General features: G+C 62.1%; 16 protein-coding genes and 1 pseudogene. 5 read left to right on the top strand and 12 right to left on the bottom strand.

Annotated elements, in window-relative coordinates:
• Positions 1-152: 152 nt before the first annotated feature.
• The 4 genes from ACQR1W_RS23795 to ACQR1W_RS23780 form a co-directional block, all read right to left on the bottom strand.
• Complete coding sequence (locus ACQR1W_RS23795; RefSeq protein ID WP_434853081.1) at positions 153-1,487, bottom strand: carbohydrate porin; 1,335 nt, start codon at positions 1,485-1,487, stop codon at positions 153-155.
• Positions 1,488-1,788: 301 nt separating this feature from the next.
• The gene (locus tag ACQR1W_RS23790) at positions 1,789-2,850 is read right to left on the bottom strand and encodes an ABC transporter permease (protein ID WP_434853080.1); all 1,062 of its coding nucleotides are present in this window, start codon (positions 2,848-2,850) and stop codon (positions 1,789-1,791) included.
• Positions 2,847-4,373, bottom strand: a complete 1,527-nt coding sequence (locus ACQR1W_RS23785) for a sugar ABC transporter ATP-binding protein (RefSeq protein WP_434853079.1) — start codon at positions 4,371-4,373, stop codon at positions 2,847-2,849. Before ACQR1W_RS23785 ends, ACQR1W_RS23790 begins: the two co-directional genes overlap by 4 nt.
• Before the next feature lie 64 nt (positions 4,374-4,437).
• Entirely contained in the window at positions 4,438-5,403 is a 966-nt protein-coding gene (locus ACQR1W_RS23780) for a sugar-binding protein (protein WP_434853078.1), read from the bottom strand.
• Between the two features lie 244 nt (positions 5,404-5,647).
• Between ACQR1W_RS23780 and ACQR1W_RS23775 the strand changes: the two genes are divergently transcribed.
• A complete protein-coding gene (locus ACQR1W_RS23775) occupies positions 5,648-6,919 on the top strand; it encodes an ROK family protein (RefSeq protein WP_434853077.1) in 1,272 nt (423 codons plus the stop codon).
• 70 nt (positions 6,920-6,989) lie between these two features.
• Positions 6,990-7,748 carry an SDR family NAD(P)-dependent oxidoreductase gene (locus tag ACQR1W_RS23770; RefSeq protein ID WP_434853076.1) on the top strand — a complete coding sequence of 253 codons (759 nt, stop codon included), beginning with the start codon at positions 6,990-6,992 and terminating at the stop codon, positions 7,746-7,748.
• A gap of 167 nt (positions 7,749-7,915) precedes the next feature.
• Here ACQR1W_RS23770 and ACQR1W_RS23765 read toward each other — a convergent pair whose 3' ends face one another.
• The 3 genes from ACQR1W_RS23765 to ACQR1W_RS23755 form a co-directional block, all read right to left on the bottom strand.
• Complete coding sequence (locus ACQR1W_RS23765; protein WP_434853075.1) at positions 7,916-8,296, bottom strand: lysozyme inhibitor LprI family protein; 381 nt, start codon at positions 8,294-8,296, stop codon at positions 7,916-7,918.
• 344 nt (positions 8,297-8,640) lie between these two features.
• Positions 8,641-9,612 carry an alpha/beta hydrolase gene (locus ACQR1W_RS23760; protein WP_434853074.1) on the bottom strand — a complete coding sequence of 324 codons (972 nt, stop codon included), beginning with the start codon at positions 9,610-9,612 and terminating at the stop codon, positions 8,641-8,643.
• A gap of 478 nt (positions 9,613-10,090) precedes the next feature.
• Positions 10,091-10,900, bottom strand: a complete 810-nt coding sequence (locus ACQR1W_RS23755) for a response regulator (protein WP_434853073.1) — start codon at positions 10,898-10,900, stop codon at positions 10,091-10,093.
• A gap of 669 nt (positions 10,901-11,569) precedes the next feature.
• On the opposite strand from ACQR1W_RS23755, the gene ACQR1W_RS23750 reads away from it, so the two are divergent.
• Together ACQR1W_RS23750 and ACQR1W_RS23745 are read left to right on the top strand one after the other, a co-directional pair.
• On the top strand, positions 11,570-11,809 hold the full coding sequence (locus ACQR1W_RS23750) for a hypothetical protein (RefSeq protein ID WP_434853072.1): 240 nt from the start codon (positions 11,570-11,572) through the stop codon (positions 11,807-11,809).
• A 692-nt stretch (positions 11,810-12,501) separates the two neighbouring features.
• Positions 12,502-12,804, top strand: a pseudogene (locus ACQR1W_RS23745) (winged helix-turn-helix domain-containing protein); the annotation flags it as partial.
• A 105-nt stretch (positions 12,805-12,909) separates the two neighbouring features.
• Here the strand turns inward: ACQR1W_RS23745 and ACQR1W_RS23740 are convergent.
• Both ACQR1W_RS23740 and ACQR1W_RS23735 read right to left on the bottom strand, forming a co-directional pair.
• A complete protein-coding gene (locus ACQR1W_RS23740; RefSeq protein ID WP_434853468.1) occupies positions 12,910-13,098 on the bottom strand; it encodes a hypothetical protein in 189 nt (62 codons plus the stop codon).
• Positions 13,099-13,116: 18 nt separating this feature from the next.
• Positions 13,117-13,635: a hypothetical protein gene (locus ACQR1W_RS23735; protein WP_434853467.1), complete on the bottom strand. Its 519-nt coding sequence runs from the start codon at positions 13,633-13,635 to the stop codon at positions 13,117-13,119.
• 39 nt (positions 13,636-13,674) lie between these two features.
• Here ACQR1W_RS23735 and ACQR1W_RS23730 point away from each other — a divergent pair, with 39 nt between their 5' ends.
• Positions 13,675-15,315 (top strand): hypothetical protein, encoded by a 1,641-nt coding sequence (locus ACQR1W_RS23730; protein ID WP_434853466.1) that lies wholly within the window; start codon positions 13,675-13,677, stop codon positions 15,313-15,315.
• Between the two features lie 114 nt (positions 15,316-15,429).
• Here ACQR1W_RS23730 and ACQR1W_RS23725 read toward each other — a convergent pair whose 3' ends face one another.
• From ACQR1W_RS23725 to ACQR1W_RS23715, 3 genes are all read right to left on the bottom strand, one after another.
• Positions 15,430-16,842: an amidase gene (locus ACQR1W_RS23725; protein ID WP_434853071.1), complete on the bottom strand. Its 1,413-nt coding sequence runs from the start codon at positions 16,840-16,842 to the stop codon at positions 15,430-15,432.
• A 239-nt stretch (positions 16,843-17,081) separates the two neighbouring features.
• On the bottom strand, positions 17,082-17,627 hold the full coding sequence (locus ACQR1W_RS23720) for a cupin domain-containing protein (RefSeq protein WP_434853070.1): 546 nt from the start codon (positions 17,625-17,627) through the stop codon (positions 17,082-17,084).
• A gap of 79 nt (positions 17,628-17,706) precedes the next feature.
• Positions 17,707-18,480, bottom strand: coding sequence for a winged helix-turn-helix domain-containing protein (locus ACQR1W_RS23715; RefSeq protein ID WP_434853069.1), 774 nt, complete (start codon positions 18,478-18,480; stop codon positions 17,707-17,709).
• Positions 18,481-18,492: the final 12 nt, after the last annotated feature.

Below are 18,492 nucleotides of genomic sequence, written 5' to 3'. Positions count from 1 at the left end.
GGCGAAACGCTGAACGGCCGCCCTGGGGGAGCGGCCGTTCGTGATCGGGAGAGCTTTGGTGGCTGCTGTGGGCATGCCCGCATACGGGCACGCCCCTTTGCGTCAGATCAGCTCGTCAGATCGGCTCGTATCCTGGCCCGAAGGCCGTCAGATCAGAAGTGGACCACGGTGCGCAGGCCGAACACCCAGGCATTGTCGGTCTTCACGCCGGCGGCATTGAAGCCGCGGCCGCCGGGATTGATCACATACTGGGCGTCGAACTTGAGGTTCATCCAGCCGGTCGCCTGCCAGCCGTACCAGGCTTCGATCGGAACCTCGTTGCCGCCGGCATTCGGGGTCAGCGCCGCCGAGTTCACGTGCGTGGTGCCCACTGCGAAGCCGACTTCGTCCTCCGGACGGAAGGAGAAGGTGCCGGTGTGCTTGACGCCCCACGCGATCTGGTAGTCTTGATACGCCGTCCGGTGATCGGCCACGCTGGTGTTGAGGAAGGTGTACCAGCCCTGTGCCTTCGGACCCTCGACGGTCAAGCGCTGCAGGATCGACTCATAGACGCCGTAGCGGCCGCGTTGATCGCCGATATTCTGATCCGGCACCCCGCCGACGCCCGGGATGACCGTGATGATTCCCGGCAGGCCGCCATCGATGGTCGAGGCGTTGTCATACCAGCCGCCGAAGCGCCAGGTCCCGTTGAGCGGACCGCTGGGGGCATAGACCAACTCCACCGGCACCAGCACGCCCGAGCCTGGGTGCGAGGACGGGATGCCCGGCGCCGCGTAGATGCCGGCGTCCGAGGTCGTCAGATATTGCGGATTGGCGTCGTAGACGCCGACCGAAATCTGCAATTCCTTGGTGATGTTGTAGTGCGCGACACCGCCCCACTGGCTGACCGGCCAGTTGAAGATGTAGCCACCCTGGATGTTGCCGGGCTGGCCGCCGCAGAAGGTCAGGTTGATGAACTCGCACAACCCGAAGAAGAAGTCGCCACCGACCGGAAGACGGCCGCCCTTGAGGACGAGGCGATCATCGAACAGCTTCTGCTGCCAGTAGAATTCGGTCAGGCGGGCGATGTTGCCGCGACCGTAGACTTCGTTGGTCAGCTGCAGAGCCGGAATGCCGGCCTCGGTGTTCAGATTGTCGCCGAAGCGGTCGACATAGGTGAAGGCGAACATGCCGCCTTTGATGCCGGCCAGCTTCTCCATGTCGAACTTGGCTTCGAACCAGAGCTGGCCGGCGTTGGCCGAGGCATTCCTGCTTCCACCCGACACGTTGGTGACGGCTTCGTCACCCAGCGTGAGCGCCAGCGAAATGCCCATCTCCTTCAGCCTGGTCCGGCCGAGATCGCCAAACAGATAAGGCCGCGTCCAGAAATCATCCGCCGACGGATAAGGAACAGGCGGCGCTTTCGTCGGCAGATCGGCCGCATACGCTCCGCCGCTCAGCAGACACGATAAAACAACCCCCACCCCGCACAGACGTGCGGTCGTCATAGACCCGTGCAACATTTTTTTGCCCTTACAACTTCCCCAAGGCCTTGTTTATTCTCCGCGCACGTCCCGGCCCAAAGCCATCAAGCCTGGACGCGCTCCCTTCCCCAGCACACACCGATCTCGGCCGCCGCCCCAAACAGCGGCCCCGTGTCAACTGCAGGTTGGATCTTTCGAGGAAGAAACCGCTATCGCGGCGACGCCTTCGCTCTTGGCGAAGATCGTCGAACTCCCCCCATTATTCCCCATTCCCCCTCACTCAAGTGGCCGCGCCCAATTTGACGCGCCCGATCCGATTAAGCTCTCATGCCTGATCGCCCGTCCTGGTGGGCAACGCAGTCGCGCCCCCTGGCGACATGTGCTGCGTTCCCTGCATGAGCGTTGGTTTCGGCGCCGGACGTGCCACACCGGCCAGCGCCATCTTGCGTCGCCGGCGCGCCTGCAACTGCTGGTCTGCGAGAACGCCGAGCAGGATCACCGTTCCCATCACCGCGAAGTTCAGGGAATTCGGAATGCCCAGAATATTCACGAGATTCTGCAGCACCTGCAGCAGCGCTGTGCCAAGCACGATGCCGAGAATGGAGCCCTCGCCGCCGCGCAGGCTGCATCCACCAAGAACGGCAGCCGCAATCGCATAGAGCTCGTAGAAATTGCCGAACGAACTCGGAGAAACCGAGTTCGTGTAGAACACGAACAACACGGTCGAAACTCCGGCGAGCCCGCCGCTGATGATATAGGCCGTCGCGATCACGGCATTCGTGCTGATACCAGAGAACCGCGCCGCTTCCTCGTTCTTGCCCACCGCATAGAGCCAGCGCCCGTAGACCGAGCGGTGCAGCAGCACGCCGAGGATCAGCGCAAGAATGATCAGGAAGATGAAGGTGTTCGGGATCCCCGCGATATTGCCTGAGGCGATGTCGCTCAGTGTCTTGGCCTCGTCGCCATAGCCGAAGCCGCGTGTCGAATCGCTCGTATAGTAGCGGGCGGCTCCGCGATAGATCAGCAAGCCGCACAGCGTCACGATGAACGGCTGCATTTTCAGCCGGGTGATCAGGAAGCCCTGGATCGCGCCCAGCGCCAGCCCGCCCAGCAGGACCAGCAGCAGCGCCAGCGGCCAATAGACCTCATAGGTCGTCAGCAGGTCGATGAAGACGACACCGAGCAGCGCGAACATCGAGCCCAGCGAAAGATCGATGCCTCCGGTGATGATCACGAGCCCCTCGCCGAGCGCGAACACACCGAACAAGCCGATCAGATTGGCCATGTTCAGCAAGTTCACGAACGATAGGAATGCCGGATTGATCGCGCCCGTAATCGCGGAGATCAAAGCCAGCAGCAGGAACAGGCCGAGTTCTTTCTTCATCATGGCGCAGCGGCTTCCATGGTTGCCGGCGCCTGGCCGATCGCCAGCCGCAACACGTTGTATTCGCTGAACTGCTCGCGCTCCAGCACGCCGCTGACAGTCCCTTCATGCATCACGGCCACGCGGTCGGAGACGCCGATGACCTCCTCCATGTCCGAGGAGATCATCACGATCGCGACGCCCTGGTCGGCGAGATGGCGCATCAAGAGATAGATCTCGCTCTTGGCACCGACGTCGATGCCGCGGGTCGGCTCGTCGAAGAACATCACGCGCGGCTGCATGGAAAGCCATTTACCGAGCACGACCTTTTGCTGGTTGCCGCCGGAGAGCGTCACGGCTTCCATATCGATGCTCGGCGCCTTGATGGACAAGCTCCTGACCTGCTCCTTCGCGACCTTGCGCTCGGCTGCGCCGTTGACCAGCCACATCTGCGCATAGTTCAGCAGGCTCGCGAGCGTCACGTTCTCCCGGATCGGCAATTCCAGCACCAGCCCGGCTTTCTTGCGGTCCTCCGGAACCAGATAGATCCCTTGCCGGATCGCGTCCCGCGGCGATGCGACACCGACCGGCGCGTTGTCGATCCTGATCTCGCCCCCCAGCAGCGGGTCAATGCCGAAAGCCGCGCGGGCGAGCGACGTGCGGCCCGCGCCCACGAGCCCTGCCAGGCCGAGGATCTCGCCGCGCCGCACGGACAGATTGATCTGCCGGTCCGGAAAGGCTGATGTCACAAGGCCGATGATATCGCAGCCGCCCGGCTGCGGTGGCCGTTGCGGCGGCGTATACAGCGCCTTCAGATCGCGGCCGATCATCAGCCGGATCATGGCAGCGTGGCTCAGCTCGGCCCGCGCCAGCTCTCCGACCGTGCGCCCGTCGCGCAGCACCACGACGCGGTCGGCACAGGTCATGATCTCGCTCAGCCGATGCGAGATATAGATCACCGAGATGCCATGCGCCTTCAGATCAGCAATCACCTCCAGCAGCCGCTCAGTCTCCGAAATCGTCAGGCTGGAGGTCGGCTCGTCCATGATGATCACGCGGGCATCGATCGAGAGCGCCTTGGCGATCTCCACCATCTGGCGCTGCGCGATGGACAGATTGTCGACCAGCGTGTTCGGCGTGAAGTCGGCGCCGAGGCGCTCCAGCAGCGGCGTTACCCGGGCCTGCATCTCCGCATTGTCCACCAGCTTCAGCGGACCACCCATCAGCTTCTCGCGCCCAATAAATACGTTGGCCGCCACGTCGAGATTCTCGAACAGATTCAGTTCCTGATGCACGAAGGCGATGCCGGCCCGCGTCGCCTCGCTCACGGTCATCCGCGCGTGGTCACTGCCGCCGATGCGAATCACGCCCTCGCTCGGCGCGATCACGCCGGCCAGCACGCGCATCAGCGTCGATTTTCCGGCGCCGTTCTCCCCGATCAGGCCCAGCACCTCACCGCGATATACGCGCAGGTTGACGTCATCGAGTGCCCTGACACCGGGATAGGTCTTGCTGATCCCGGCAAGTTCCAGCAGCGTCTCCGCCATTCGGCGTTTCCTCCCGCACAACGCCCGGCCGCCTGTGGCAGCCGGGCGGTGAAGCTCACCGAAGTCACTTCTTCAGCAGTTCCTTCATGGATGCGGTGAACTCAGCGACGTTGGACTTGTCGATCACCTTGGTCGGCACAATCAGCTTCTTGTCCGCCGGGACCCAGGACTTATCGCCGTTCAGCGTCTTGATGATGTTGGTGACGGAGAGATAGCCGAACTCGTACGGCTGCTGCACGACCGTGGATTCGATGGTGCCGTCGGAAACGCCCCGCAGCGTGCGCTGGTCTTCGTCGAAGCCGACGATCTTCACCTTGCCGGCCTTGCCCGCCGCCTTCACGGCGTCATAGATCAGCGGCGTCTCGTAGCTCCACAGACCGGACATCAGCGCGATGTCGGGATATTTGACGAGCACGTTCTCCATATTCGCCTTGGCCTTGGCGAAGTCCACCTGGTCGGTGTACACGTCGACCAGCTCGACCTTGCTGCCGGCGATCGCGTCCTTGATACCCTGCACCCGCTCGCGGGCGTTATCGGCATCCATCGTTCCGACGAACAATGCGATCTTGCCGCCGTTCGGCAGCGCCTTCTTGATCTCCTCGCCCGCCTGCCGGCCGGCCGCGACGTTGTCGGTGCCGATATAGGCAAGGCGATTGCTCTGAGGCGCGTCGCTATCCGTCGTGATCAACACGGTCTTGGCCGCAACCTTGTTGAGCTCTTCGGTTGCGTGCGGCGCATCGTCGACAGAGATGGAGATGCCGGCGACGCCGCGCACCAGGAGGTCATCCAACTCGCGCCGCTGGCCTGCCGCGGTCCCTTCGTTGGTGACGATCAGCTCGATATTATAGTCCGGGTGCTCCTTCTGCGCCTTCTCGAGCCCACGGCCTGCGATGGTCCAGAAGTCGGCCGCGACATTGGTCACCAGCGCGATGGTCTTCTTCTGCTGCGCGTCTGCCGCGCCTGTGGCCATCACGAGCGCGGCCGCACCCGCCAGCAGCGGCACGATCAATTTCGTCATTGAGCCCTTCATGTGCACGTCTCCCTTTTTGTCCCCCCAAATCAGGGGTTTGACGCATGGCGCTTCTTGCGCCCTTATTTTCTTCACGCCGCGAACAAATTAGGCGCGACAATATGTCCAGTCAAGGATGTTGTTTCTTCTGTCTTCAAGTTCGAATAGCGCACCGGGTACCATGAGGCTGCCCGCAGGTGCCATCTTCGGCTGCGCGTGCGTTGCACACATTGATTAACTTCAGTGGGCGAATTAAAAGGACTGCATGGATGAGCAGCCCGAGTCGACGAGACGTGCTTCAAGCCTGGCCCGCGGATCGAATCGCGGCCGCCTCGTCGAAGTCCTGCGACGTCAGGGGCCATTGCCGCGTGTGGAGCTCGCACGAAGCACCGGGCTGAGTTTCCCGGCTATTTCGGCCATCACCTCGCGACTCATGGCCGAAGACCTGCTGTGCGAGGCCGAGACCGATACGGGGACGGCGCCCCCTTGGTCCGACGATGCCGACGAGGAGGATTCGGACGGGCTGAATGGCCGCCGCCGTGGCCGTCCAGCGGTGCTGCTGACCATGAACCCGGAGTTCGGCCGCATCATCACGGTCTCACTGCGCATGAACCTGATCGAGACACTGATCGCCGATTTCAGTGGCTCTGGCGTGGCGCAATCGCGATTGACGCTGGCGACGCGCGCTCTCGATGCGGGCGGGTTGTGCGAACTGGTGGCCGCGCAGATCGATGCGATGCTGGTCCAGACAGCCACGCCGCGCGATCGGCTGTTGGGAATCGGGATTGCGCTGCAGGGCATCGTGAACGCGGACACCGGCCGGCTGCTGTGGAGTCCGGCGCTGTCGGTCACCGACGTCGATCTGGCGAAGCCGTTGCGCGAGGCATTCGGGGTCGAGGTCGTGATGACGAACGACGCGGTCGCAGTTGCGCTGGCCCTCGCAGCCGCCGAGCCCGCCCTCGCACAGGGGCTCTCGGCCACGATCATGGTTGGCCACGGCGTCGGAATGGGCGTCGTCGTCGACGGTGAAGCGCGTTGGGGTGCCGGCAGCGAGATCGGCCACGTCAAGCTGGCGCCGAACGGTCCGCAATGCCGCTGCGGCCAACGCGGCTGCGTCGAGGCCTATCTCGCGGACTATGCGCTCTACCGCGACGCCCGCACTTTTGTAGACTTGCCGCCGGCGGTGTCGCAGCAGCCGTCCGAGGCGCAGATGGCTCTGCTGCGCCAGCGCGCGCTGGGCGGCGATCCTCGTTTCGAGCAGTTATTCCAGCAGGCGGGCCACGCGCTTGCGGAGGCAGTCGCAGCAACGATATCGGTGCTGCGCCCGAATCATGTCATCCTCGCGGGCCCCGGCCTGCAGGCATTTGACATGATGCGCCACGCCTATGAGGAGCGGCTCGAGCAGGCGGTGTTGCCGTGGCTGCTCAAGTCCACGGCGATTTATCTGCGCCCGTGCGAATCGACGGCAATTGTCGACGGCATGGTGCGGCGGACGCTGCGGGTCGTGGACCGAAACCACATGGAAACGACCGAGTGAATACCGCAGCTGCGGCCTTGTCGCAGCGACGCAACCGGCGCGCGTCAAGCGCCGAATCGAGAGGACACGCATGCAGGGCGCGATCTATCCAAGCCTCAAGGACCGCACCGTCCTGGTGACAGGCGGCGGCTCCGGCATCGGCGAAGCCATTGTACGCCAATTCATCGGCCAGGGCGCGCGGGTCGGCTTCATCGACGTCGATGTGAAGGCTTCGGAACAGCTGCTGGCGAGCCTGCCGCGAGATGCCCACGTGCACTTCGAGCACGCCGACCTGCGCGACATCGGCGCCTTGAGACGCGCAGTCGGTGGCGTTCGCGAGACGTTGGGGCCGATCACCATTCTGGTCAACAACGCCGCTCGCGACGACCGACACACCATCGCGGAGGTCACGCCGGAATACTGGGATGACCGGATCGCCGTGAACCTGAAACATCAGTTCTTTGGCGCCCAGGCGGTCGTGCCCGATATGATCCAGGCGGGCGGCGGCGCCATCGTCAACATCGGCTCGGTGAGCTGGGTGATCGGCCAGGGCAACATGCCCTGCTACACCACGGCCAAGTCCGCGATTCAGGGCCTCACGCGTGCGCTCGCCCGCGATCTTGGGCCGAACAACGTGCGAGTCAATTCCATCCTGCCCGGTTGGATCATGACCCAGCGGCAGCAGGATCTGTGGCTGACTCCGGAGGGCGAGGCCGAGATCATGCAGCGTCAATGCCTCAAGCGCAAACTCGTGCCGGACGACATCGCCCGCGTCGTGGTGTTCTTCGCCGCCGACGACAGCGGCGCCTGTACTAACCAGAACTACATTGTCGATGGCGGTTGGGTCTAATGCAGCGGATTTGACGTTTGGGTCCTCCTGCCTGCATCTTTGCAACTCAAACGTCGAACTCAAGACCGCGCTAGAAGCGACAATCCAGCTGGTACTCCCTCGGCGCCCACATTCGTGACAGATTGTGCGGCGCCTGCCGTCGCCCCCAGTCATGCGGAGCCGTCCGCTCACTGGTGTCCGCAGGTCAAGTCGCCTTCCGAGCAATTGATTTGAGCGACCAGCTCCGCAGTTCGCATCCGCGTGATGCGCTCCTTGCAGATCAGGATCGCCAGCGGGTGGACGGAGCCGCCGGTCGATCCGAGCGCTTCGAACTCGCATTCCTGATCCCGGAAGTGCAGCCAAGTCGATTGCGCTTCGCGAAGGGCCGACTGTCCGGCCGGCGAGATTTTCTCCAGCAAGCGTTGGTAGGCGGCGTTCAGCGCGCCGTCCGCCTGCTCGGCGCTCTTGTCGTTCTTCGCCGTGATGCCCTGCTGTGTCTGTGCACGAAGCACAGCGTGGGGCAATGCCACAAGAACAAGGCAGGCGACGGTAGCAACTATCCTTTGCATCAACTCCTCCAGTCCGTTACGCGCACTTGGGTTTGTACTGCGCCATAGCTCCGACCATCATCTCTCGGATGCTGGTCGGCGGCGACAAGCAACGGAAGCCGATAGCACCGCGCCACATGGCTTCTTGCCACAGCACGAACGGAGGACACACTGGCAGCCCAGAATTTCCGGCGCATTACAGGCCTGGACAACAGCATTGCTGCCGTAACCGTCGGTCTCCGCGCCGGTGCTTTGCACGGCATGCCAAGAACGGCAACTTTGGCCGGTCGCCGCTCTCGCGAACTTGCCGATCTTGTGCGTCGTGATGGCAGGCGACGTGCGCTGTCTTTCGGCCGAGCTGATAGCTATCTCCCACTTTGCACCGCGCCAGCCTGAAGAGCGCCTGCGACATCGTTCGCCGCGTGATCACGCATCTTCACCGTCAGATGCTCCGTTATGAATCGGGCCATTTCCTCCAGCGCGAGCGTCGCCTCCGGGACCATCCCTGCGTAAAGCTGGAAGTCGTGCCACATATGCGGAAACTCGCGATGCGAGACCGGGACTCTCGCCACGCTGAGTGCTTGGACGAGACGCCTGGAATCTGCGCGCAAGATTTCCTCGGAGGCCGATTGAACAAGGACCGGAGACAGGCCCGCGAGATCAGCGTAAAGCGGTGATACGAGCGGTGAATCGGCAGGCCGCCCCTTCAGATAGGCCGCTGCGGCATGAGCGAGCCACGAAGCGCGTAGCAGCGCGTCGTCCGGAATATCTGCCAGTTGCGACAGCGTCAGGTCCGCCCAAGGTGAAATGAGCACGATGCAACCAGGTCGCGCAATCCCCTCCTGCCCCAAGCGGAGAGAGAGCGACAGAGCGAGACCGCCACCGGCCGAGTCTCCGGCAACGGCGATGTGCTCCGCGGCATAGCCCTGCTCCAACAGCGCGCGGTAACAGGCAAACGCGTCGTCCAACGCTGCTGGGAACGGATGTTCGGGGGCGAGCCGATAGTCCGGAGCGTACACTGTAGCACACGCCAGCTTGGCGAGACGGCCGGTGATGCTGCGGTGGCTGACCGGCGATCCTATGACGAATCCTCCGCCGTGCAGAAAAAGTACGGCGCGGGCCGAAGAAAGGCGTCCGGCCTTGGGCTGCACTTTTTCGACGGGAACGCCGGCCAGACGCGAATTAGCAAAGCGGACGCCGAACGGCGCGCCCAGAGTGCGCGCCGCAAGGTTAGCCCATATCCGCTGGGTATCGATTGAGAACGCCGGCTGCAATGCAGGCTTGAGGCAGATCCTGACCGCCGCGCGCGCGGCTCTGGCAAGAATGGATTCCTGCATTCGATCCTCCTGTCGTTCGAGCGAAGTGCGGTGGACAGTTGTCGAGCCATCGCCGATGCCCGTCCACCGCCTCGGCCGAACTCAGCCGCCAAGGTGCAATGCGTGCCAGCTCAGTCGCGGATAGTTTGCCAAGTCTCGCGCATCGGAGCCCTCCGTGTGCATCTGGCCACGGTCCACGTGGACCGCGTTTACCCAAGGCGAATGAGTACAGGCACCTGCATCGCAGCGACGGTCCGGCCGATCAAGCTGAGATGCGTTACGGATGTGATTAATTCCGCCATTCCTGCTCTGAGCAGCTGACTGAGATCCTCTGTGGATAGCAACCTGAACGAAATGATCGAGGTACTGGACGGCGAAAAATGGTCGATCCTCGAGTCTTTCATTTTTCATGTCCCAGGTGAAATGAGTTCGGCTCTCTTGCACGCATCAATCGTCAAGCCGCGGATGGCATGAGTCGGACTCGCTCATCGATGCCAAGTCATGTCAGGCGTCCTGGGATGTCCCGCTCAAGTTCATCGACGGCCGACGTGAACACGTAGCCGAGGCCGCGCTCGGTCTTGACGAGAGGTGGCGCGTCCGGGCCGATCGTCAGCTTGCGCCGCAAGCGCATAACTTGGACGTCGATCGTCCGATCAAAAATGTCCTCATGCACATGCGTTGCCCGCAGCAGAGCCTGGCGGCTGAGCAGCCGCCGCGGTGCGCGAAGAAAAGCAAGCAGCAGCGCATATTCGCTCTTGGTGATTGCAACCGGCCGTCCGTCGGGGCTGGTCAGACGGCGCGTCAACGGATCCAGATGCCAACCGCTGAACTCGTAGCAATGGAGCCGGGGATGGAGGGCAAGGCCGCTTCTCAGCCCCGGCTTGCGCCGCAATATGGCTTGGATACGCGCCAGAAGCTCTCGCATGCTGAACGGTTTTTTCAGATAGTCGTCGGCGCCGATCTCCAGCCCGATCACCGGATCGATGTCCTTGCATGGATAACCCATGGTGATGACTGCCACGTCGTAGTTCGACCGTATCTCTCGGAGCAGATCCAGGCCGCTGTTGCTGCCGAACTGCAGGTCAAGGATCAGCAGCCCAGGCGCCTGGGCGACAAGCTTGTCCATCACATCGTGGCGCTCCGACGCGCCCGTAGCAGCAATCTGCTGCTCTCTAAGGTAGCTCACGATCATATGACACGTGTCCTGGTTCTCGTCCGCGACCAGGATGCGCATGCTGCGCGCGGCGGCGAATTCGACACCATCGCTAGCCTGATTTTGTGGGCATACTGCAAGAAGAGACGTGAACATATTTCTGTTCATACGGTCCGCGGGAGTTCCGCCTTGAAGACGATCAGCTATCGCGAGCAATATGCACCTGGCGCACCGCAACAGAAGTTAAGAGATGCAAATGGTCACCGCGGCGATCAGGGCGATACGATGAGCTCGTCCCGCAACAATCTCGCTCCGTCTGATCAGCGGTCTCGACACCCTCGACGAAGCGAGCGCGGATCGGAGTCCGCAGCAGTAGTCGCGCATCGGATCGAAGCGAAGTGCGTTGTTCCCCACGACGATTTCGGCCCTCACACAGTAAGTTCCATCGTGCAATCTCGTCCTTAACGACTGAGCGTTCCGATACGGAACAACTCCGTCCAATACTTCAATTCGCGCTGACTGATCTCGCCGCACTCAGACGCCTCCTCAACAGACGTCGATCACTCATTCACAGCGCCCCTTCAGGAGCGAGAACGGTGTCTGTCTCATCTCTCGCCCAGAACGTTTGCGATGGATACCCGCGGGATTTCAGCCGCAACGATATCGTGCGCTGCGGACACCAGCATGTAGTCAAATCACTTCAGATTAATTCGGCAGGCCTTGCAGATTGCCGGACAGCGGTGGCAGCACCATGAGCTCGCAGAGTTCCGAGTCGCGCTGGACACCGCATGCCGCTTTCGAGGTATTAAAAAAGGAGTCATCCGCATGGCATATAATCAGCCTGAAAGGGCGGTTTCGAGCAGTTCTACCAACCTGAAAGCCCGAGAAGCCGAAGCCATCGTGCTCTCAGCCGCGACCAGCGATCCGATCACGGAGACCGTCATTGCAAGCGTTGTTCGGTTGTTCCATAGCGTGTTCGATAAACGCCGCAAAGTGGCGCAGAGGCATGCGAGTGCGACCTTCTCAGGAGAATTTTCCAAACCGAGAAGGCGGACCTATCAATAATCGGCATCGAAGGCTCCGCAATCAGGCCACGGCAACCTTGGTCAGTTGATACAGCGGAAGACTGACGTTCAAATGGCAGCTGCGCGAAACGAGGCCACCGAAGCTCAAGCCGAGCCCTGCGTACCATATTGATCTGCGTGCGCACGGCGGCGGCGCGGCTCCGATTGACGGCGGCTCTCCTACGGCAACCCACGGCAGACCTGCTCGTAACTTGCTCGTAGAAGACTCTGCGATCGTCCGCCCGATATTCGCGATCTACGAAACGCGAACGGTGGCAATCGACTGCTGTTGCTTCACCGCCGCCGTCATATCGGATAACGGCTTCGTGTTCGAGGTGTTGCAAATGCAATCATGTCTATCAGTCGAAAGGCAGCGAGCAACGAGCCAGTCCTTTTGTTTGACAGCCGAGGCAAAAGAGCATGATGCGGAGAGACCAAAAAGGACCGATCCAGCGTGCAACAAACCGGCGCGCGGCCACAAAGGAGGCTTTCCACAGCCTCGAATCGGCTTGGAGCGGCGAGTCGCAGTTTATGCTGGCACGGCTCAAACTGTGACATTTGCAACATCTTCCTTGTAGCACTGACTCTGATTCATTTTGACGCCGACCTCTGCATAGATCCGCATTAGACTTCGCTCGTTGCATAGCTAGATGTAGTTCGCTTTCGGCGCCATCCATGAGGCAATACGTATAGATGTCGAATGGTGTACAGCAGCCAAGCGCACCTGTGTTGGCCTTTGGCACCTTTCGCCTGCTCCCGGTCCAACGCGTGCTGCTCGAAGGTGATCAGCCGATCCGGCTGGGTAGCCGCGCTTTCGAGATTCTGTTCGCCTTGATCGAGCGCTGCGGGGACGTCGTCGGAAAGGAGGAACTGATCGCCCGCGTATGGCCGAACACCGTTGTAGAAGAGGCGACGCTGAGGGTTCACATTGCGGCGCTCCGCAGAGTTCTGGGCAGCGACAACAGCAGCCGTTTCGTGGAGAACATCAGCGGTCGTGGATATCGCTTCATCGCGCCGGTCACACGCCTCGGCGACGCCAAGCCCACGCCCGTTGTGCGCACCGATCCGGCCGAGCGCCGTGCCGAATTGCCCGCCCCATGTTCACGCGTCATCGGTCGGGCCGATGTTGTCAGGGATCTGGTGGAACGCTTGCCGCAGCAACGTTTCGTGACGGTCGTAGGTCCCGGGGGCATCGGCAAGACCACCGTTGCGGTTGCCACGGCTGAACGCCTCGCGCCGCACTATGAGCAAGGCGCCTGCTTCGTCGATCTCGCCACCATCACCGATCACGCGCTTGTGCCCGCCACCCTAGCCTCCGCGCTCGGGCTTGCGGTCCTCTCCGACGATCCGGTGCCGGCAATTCGGACATTTCTGGCGAAGAAGCACGTGATGATCATCCTCGACAATTGCGAGCACGTGGTCGGACCCGCAGCTGCAATGGCAGAAGAGCTGCTCAGGGCCGCCCCGGGCGTCCACATCCTTGCAACAAGTCGCGAGGCGCTCCGTGCCGAAGGCGAATGGGTGTATCGGCTCGGTCCGTTGTCGATCCCGCCGGCATCCGCCAGCCTCACCACCAAGGAGGCGATGACGTTCTCCGCTATCCGCCTGTTCGTCGAGCGCGCCGTTGCCAGCCACGACGACTTCGAGCTCAACGATGCCGACGTGCCGGTCGTGGCCGATCTGTGCCGCCGTCTTGACGGCATTCCGCTTGCGATCGAGCTCGCGGTCGCGCGGATCGACTTGTTTGGGCCGCGTGGGCTGGCCGCGCGGCTGGGCAACAGCCTTCAGCTGCTGACCAGAGGCCGACGCACCGCGGTGCCGCGGCAACAGACGCTCCGTGCCACGCTCGATTGGAGTTATGGCCTGTTGTCGGAGGTCGAACGGGCGATCCTGCGGCGGATCGCCGTCTTTCCGGGTCGCTTCGATCTCGAATCAGCGACGAAGGTGGCGACCTGCAGCGAGATCAGTGCTGCCGAACTGCTCGACGGTATCACCAGTCTTGCGGCAAAGTCGCTGATCATGACCGATGTGACCGGCGAGCAAGTGCTGTTTCGTATGCTCGAGACGACCCACCTCTATGCGCTGGAGAAACTCGAAGCCTTCGGCGAAGCGCCAGCCGCGCGGCGACGGCACGCCGAGCTTTGCTGCGCCATGTGCGAACATGTGCGGGCCCTGAGCACAAACACGGCGGCCTGGCCGGCGAGATTCGATCGCATGCTCGACGACGTCCGTGTCGCGCTTGACTGGTGCTTCTCGCCACGGGGCGACGCAATCGTCAGTGCAGAGCTCGTCTTGGCTTCCTCGCCGATCTGGTTCCGGCTCTCGGTGATCGACGAGTATCGAAGGCATCTCGAACGGGCGCAACAGGCTCTCAAGGCCGGGAACATCCTTGATGTGACGATCGAGATGAAGCTCAACGTCATGCTTGGCTACGCGTACATGCATACGACAGGCCCACAGCCGGGAATGACCGCCGCGTTTGAGCGAGGACTGGAAATTGCCGACCTGCTTGGCAAGCCCGCGGCCCAATGGCGTGCCCTCTGGGGACTTGGAATGGCGCGCGTCGCCGCCGGCGATTATGCTTCAGCGGTCGAGCTCTCCAGTCGGGCCCGGCATGCCGCATTGAATTTGGATGACGGAGCCGTCACCATGAGCGAGCGGCTGCTCGCATTGAGCCAACATTTTGCTGGCAACCAGGCGATTGCACGCCGCCATACCGAGAACGTCCTGTCGCAGGATCTGCCGACGGCATCGTGGTTCAGCAATGATGCCTATCATCTTCCACGCAGCCTGCTCGCCGAGATTCTCTGGCTCCAGGGGTTCCCCGACCGCGCGCTGCGGACCGCGCACGAAGCGGTCGCCGAGGGATTGGCTGCCGACCATGCGCTTTCGCTCTGCTTCGTCCTGTTTTGCGCCTGCCCCACTGCCCTGCTGGCCGGCGACCTGGTGACTGCCAGCCGTTTCGCCACGATGTTCGTTGATCATTCGGCGCAGTGTTCGCTGCCCTATTGGCACTTCTGGGGACGCTGCTTCGAAGCAGCGGTCAAGTTTCGGCTGGACGAGCCGACTGGACCGGGCGCAACCTGCCTCGATCTGCAGCGCGATCCTTTGTTCAGCGCGCTGCACCTCGAAATGCTCATCGCATGCTGTGAGACGCCGTTCGCCGCAGATGCGATCACACGCGCCGAAACCGGCATCGCGAGCTGGTGCCGCCCTGAGCTCCTTCGCATCGAAGCCGAGGCCATTCTCAAGGACGCCTGTTCCGGCGCCGACGAAACAGCCGAAGCCTTGTTCCGGCGCTCCCTCGATGCGGCGCGCAAGCAGGGCGCGTTGTCCTGGGAGCTGCGGACTGCGACCAGCCTGGCACGATTGTGGCGAAGGCAGAACCGCGGACAAGCGGCACACGCGCTGCTGGCTTCGATTTATGCCCGCTTCACCGAGGGGTTCGAAACCGCGGATCTGGTGCGGGCGAGATCGCTGCTGAATGAGCTCACCGCATCGCCATGATGCGCGTCGGCGACCTCAGGATCTCCTAACTCATCCTTCCTACCTCCTGCCGGCCGAGGATGCCGGCAGGCATCACCTTGCTCAGCTCCGGCCACAAGGACCGCAGCTGGTGGTTCACCGTACCGGATCAATCGGCGTGGCGAGACCGAGGCGAGTCTCGATCGCTTCCGCAGCTGCAAGGCAAAGATCTTCCCGAAACCGCTGACCGGTGACGAGCACGCCAATCGGCAGGCCCGTCGCTTCATCGCGCCCGGCTGGGACACAGGCCGAGGGAAGTCCCAGCAGGTTGGCCGGGACCACCGGACGCATCAGCTCCTTGGCGACGGCGGCTCCCTCTGCCGTGGCTGAGTCAAACCCATGCTCGGGCGGCGATTGTGTCCAGGTCGGCGACAGCAAGAGTGGTCTCTCTGCCATGAACACTGACCAGGCTCTTGCGATCGCGTGACGCTCGACCATCAGGTTCGACCAAGCCGCCGTATCGGCCAGTGCAGGCACCGCCGCCTGGAAGTTGTTCAGGAAGCTCATCGCGTCGACCCCTAGGATAAGGGACAACGTGTCAAGTTCCGATGCGAAGTCACCGAGGATAAAGCGCGCCCAGCAACTTATCGCGTCCTCATAACGCGGCGGATTGATCTCTTCGACCACATAGCCTGCGTCGGCCAATGCGAGTGACGCACGTCGGACGGTCGCCGCGACCGCGGAATGGGTATTTCCACCGGGAGGCTCCGGCATCACTGCCACGCGGATCGGCCGGGTTAGAGCTGGTCCCTCGAATGGCGCGTCGATGGACCAAGGGTCGCGTGCGTGCGCCCCCATCAAAACACGCAAGGCAAGGCGCACGTCAGCCACGCGCCTTGCCATCGGCCCTTGCACATTCATCAGTTGCACAGCCAGCAAATTGCCTCCCTTCGGCCCGACATCAGCGTCGGGCACCCGGCCCGCTGAAGGACGGATCGATGCAACGCCGCACGCGTTAGCGGGATTGCGCAATGAGCCGCCAATGTCGTTTCCTAACCCGAGCGGGCTCATGCCACTGGCCAGGGCCGCAGCTTCGCCCCCGCTGGAGCCCCCGGCGGTGCGGCCCGGATGCCAGGGATTACGCGTGAGGCCGTGCAGCGAACTGACCGTGTGGATGCGTAGCGCCATATCCGGCAAATTCGTCCGGCCAATCGGAATCGCGCCGGCAGCCCGCATCCGTTCGACAACCGGTGCGTCTACAGGGACGACGGCGTCCGCTAGCGCCGGCACGCCCCAGGTTGTCGGCAGGCCTGCCATGTCGATGTTTTCCTTCACCGTGAAGGGAACGCCATGCAGAGGACCAACGCTCTCGCCTGCCGCCAATCGACGATCCGCCTGATCGGCAGCTGCCCGAGCCTGGTCAGCCAGCACCCGCACCACGGCGTTCAGCGCTGGGTTGACCGCATCGATGCGAGCAAGGTGCGCATCCACCACCTCGACCGAACTCAACTGCCGAAGTGCAATGCGGCGTGCCAATTCAGTCGCGGACAACTGCCAAATCTCGCTCATCAGGACACTCCATGCATATCTGGAATCGATCCGTGTTGACTACGTTTGCTCAAGATGAATGAGCGCAGGCACTTCCGCCGCAACCACGGTCCTGCCGGTCAAGCCAAGACGCGCTACGAATGTGACTAATTCCACGAGCCGTAGCTGCACCACAGGCATCCTTAAGAGCGAGCTTCTCTGCGACAGCGCGAACCGCGCTGTCGCGATCTTGCACAACTGGCTTCCGACCTCGTCGTTATTTACTGAGGCGAATGGCCTTCGGGCTGGATCAACAATGGACCCACGATTTCGACGCCGAATTTCGCTGAGAAAGCCACGAGGTCCGACACTCCCCCACGAGCAATCACGCGGAGCGCGTCCTCGACACCACCCGGCGTACAGATTCCGAGGAAGCGGAGCGATGAATTGGAAGCGTTGCCCCAAGCGTGAGGGATATTTCTGGGAAGAAAGATTGTGGCACCTGCTGCGGCGTCGAATGTCTTATCGCCGAGGGCAATAAGTGCCGTGCCCTCCAGAATGATAAAATACTCATCCTCGTTACTGTGGATGTGCATCGGCGTACTGTCCCCGGGGGTGGAAACAATCTCGACCACGGAATACGCACCACCAGTGTCAACGGCGGGCACACGGATGCAGCACTTTTCACCGGGCCTCGTCTGTAGCCATTCGCCATCGCCTCCGTAGCTAGCGGATGACGTCGTCGGTTTTGTTGTCGATGCTGACACGCTCAATTCTCCGATGGTTGTCTCAAGCCAAGAGCCTAGTGCGTCACACCAAACATCCATCTTTTCAGAGGATCAATCGAACAAGCGTTACCAACGTAATTCCGCGCCGGCGATGCGACTTCCAACACCTCGACGCCTTTCATAGTGGTTTGACAACGGCCTTGAACATGTATCCGAGGTTGCGCACCGTCTCGATGGCCGGCGGAGCGCCTGGATAGCTTTGTAGTTTCCGCCGCAAGCGCCAGATCCTGACATCAATGCTCCGATCCGTAGAGTCCAGATTCAAACGGATCGCTTGCATCAGGTCCAACCTGGTAAGGGTTTGATGGGGCTTTTCGAGGAACGCAAGGAGAAGAGCAAACTCACCCTTCGTCACAGCGACGGGATCTCCTGTTCCATCCCGCAAGATCCGGGAGCGTCGATCAAGTGTCCATCCGTTGAACGCGTATCCCCGGGGCTTGATGCCATTTGGCGATGCGCCGGCGCCATTGACTTGCTTGCGCCTCAATATCGCGCGGGTCCGCGCGACCAGTTCACGTAGGCTCAGCGGCCGTGCCAGATAGTCGTCAGCACCAGTTTCCAGTCCTGCGATTCCATCACTGTCGTTCACCGACCCTCCAATGAGGATAACCGGAACATGAAAGCGGGAGAGGATCTCGCGCAGCAGATCAAGTCCGCTGTCTCTGGCCACTTCAAGATCGAGGATGACGAGGTGCGAACCGGGCCGCACCAGCCATCGACGCAGCTCCGGCCATCCTGACACCGAGGTCGCATTGAGATCGAAGGACTCGAAGTAGCGGACCATCTCAAAGCGCCGTGTAAAATCGTCATCGACGATGATGATCCGTGTGTCTGCTCCCGTAGCTCTGACAGCAGCGACAGTCGGTACCGATTGATCTACGTGGACACTCATTGAAACCCAGAG

It is taken from the genome of Bradyrhizobium sp. HKCCYLS1011 (assembly GCF_051167795.1).
Taxonomy (GTDB): Bacteria; Pseudomonadota; Alphaproteobacteria; order Rhizobiales; family Xanthobacteraceae; genus Bradyrhizobium.
This window is presented reverse-complemented; position numbering and strand designations above follow the sequence as displayed.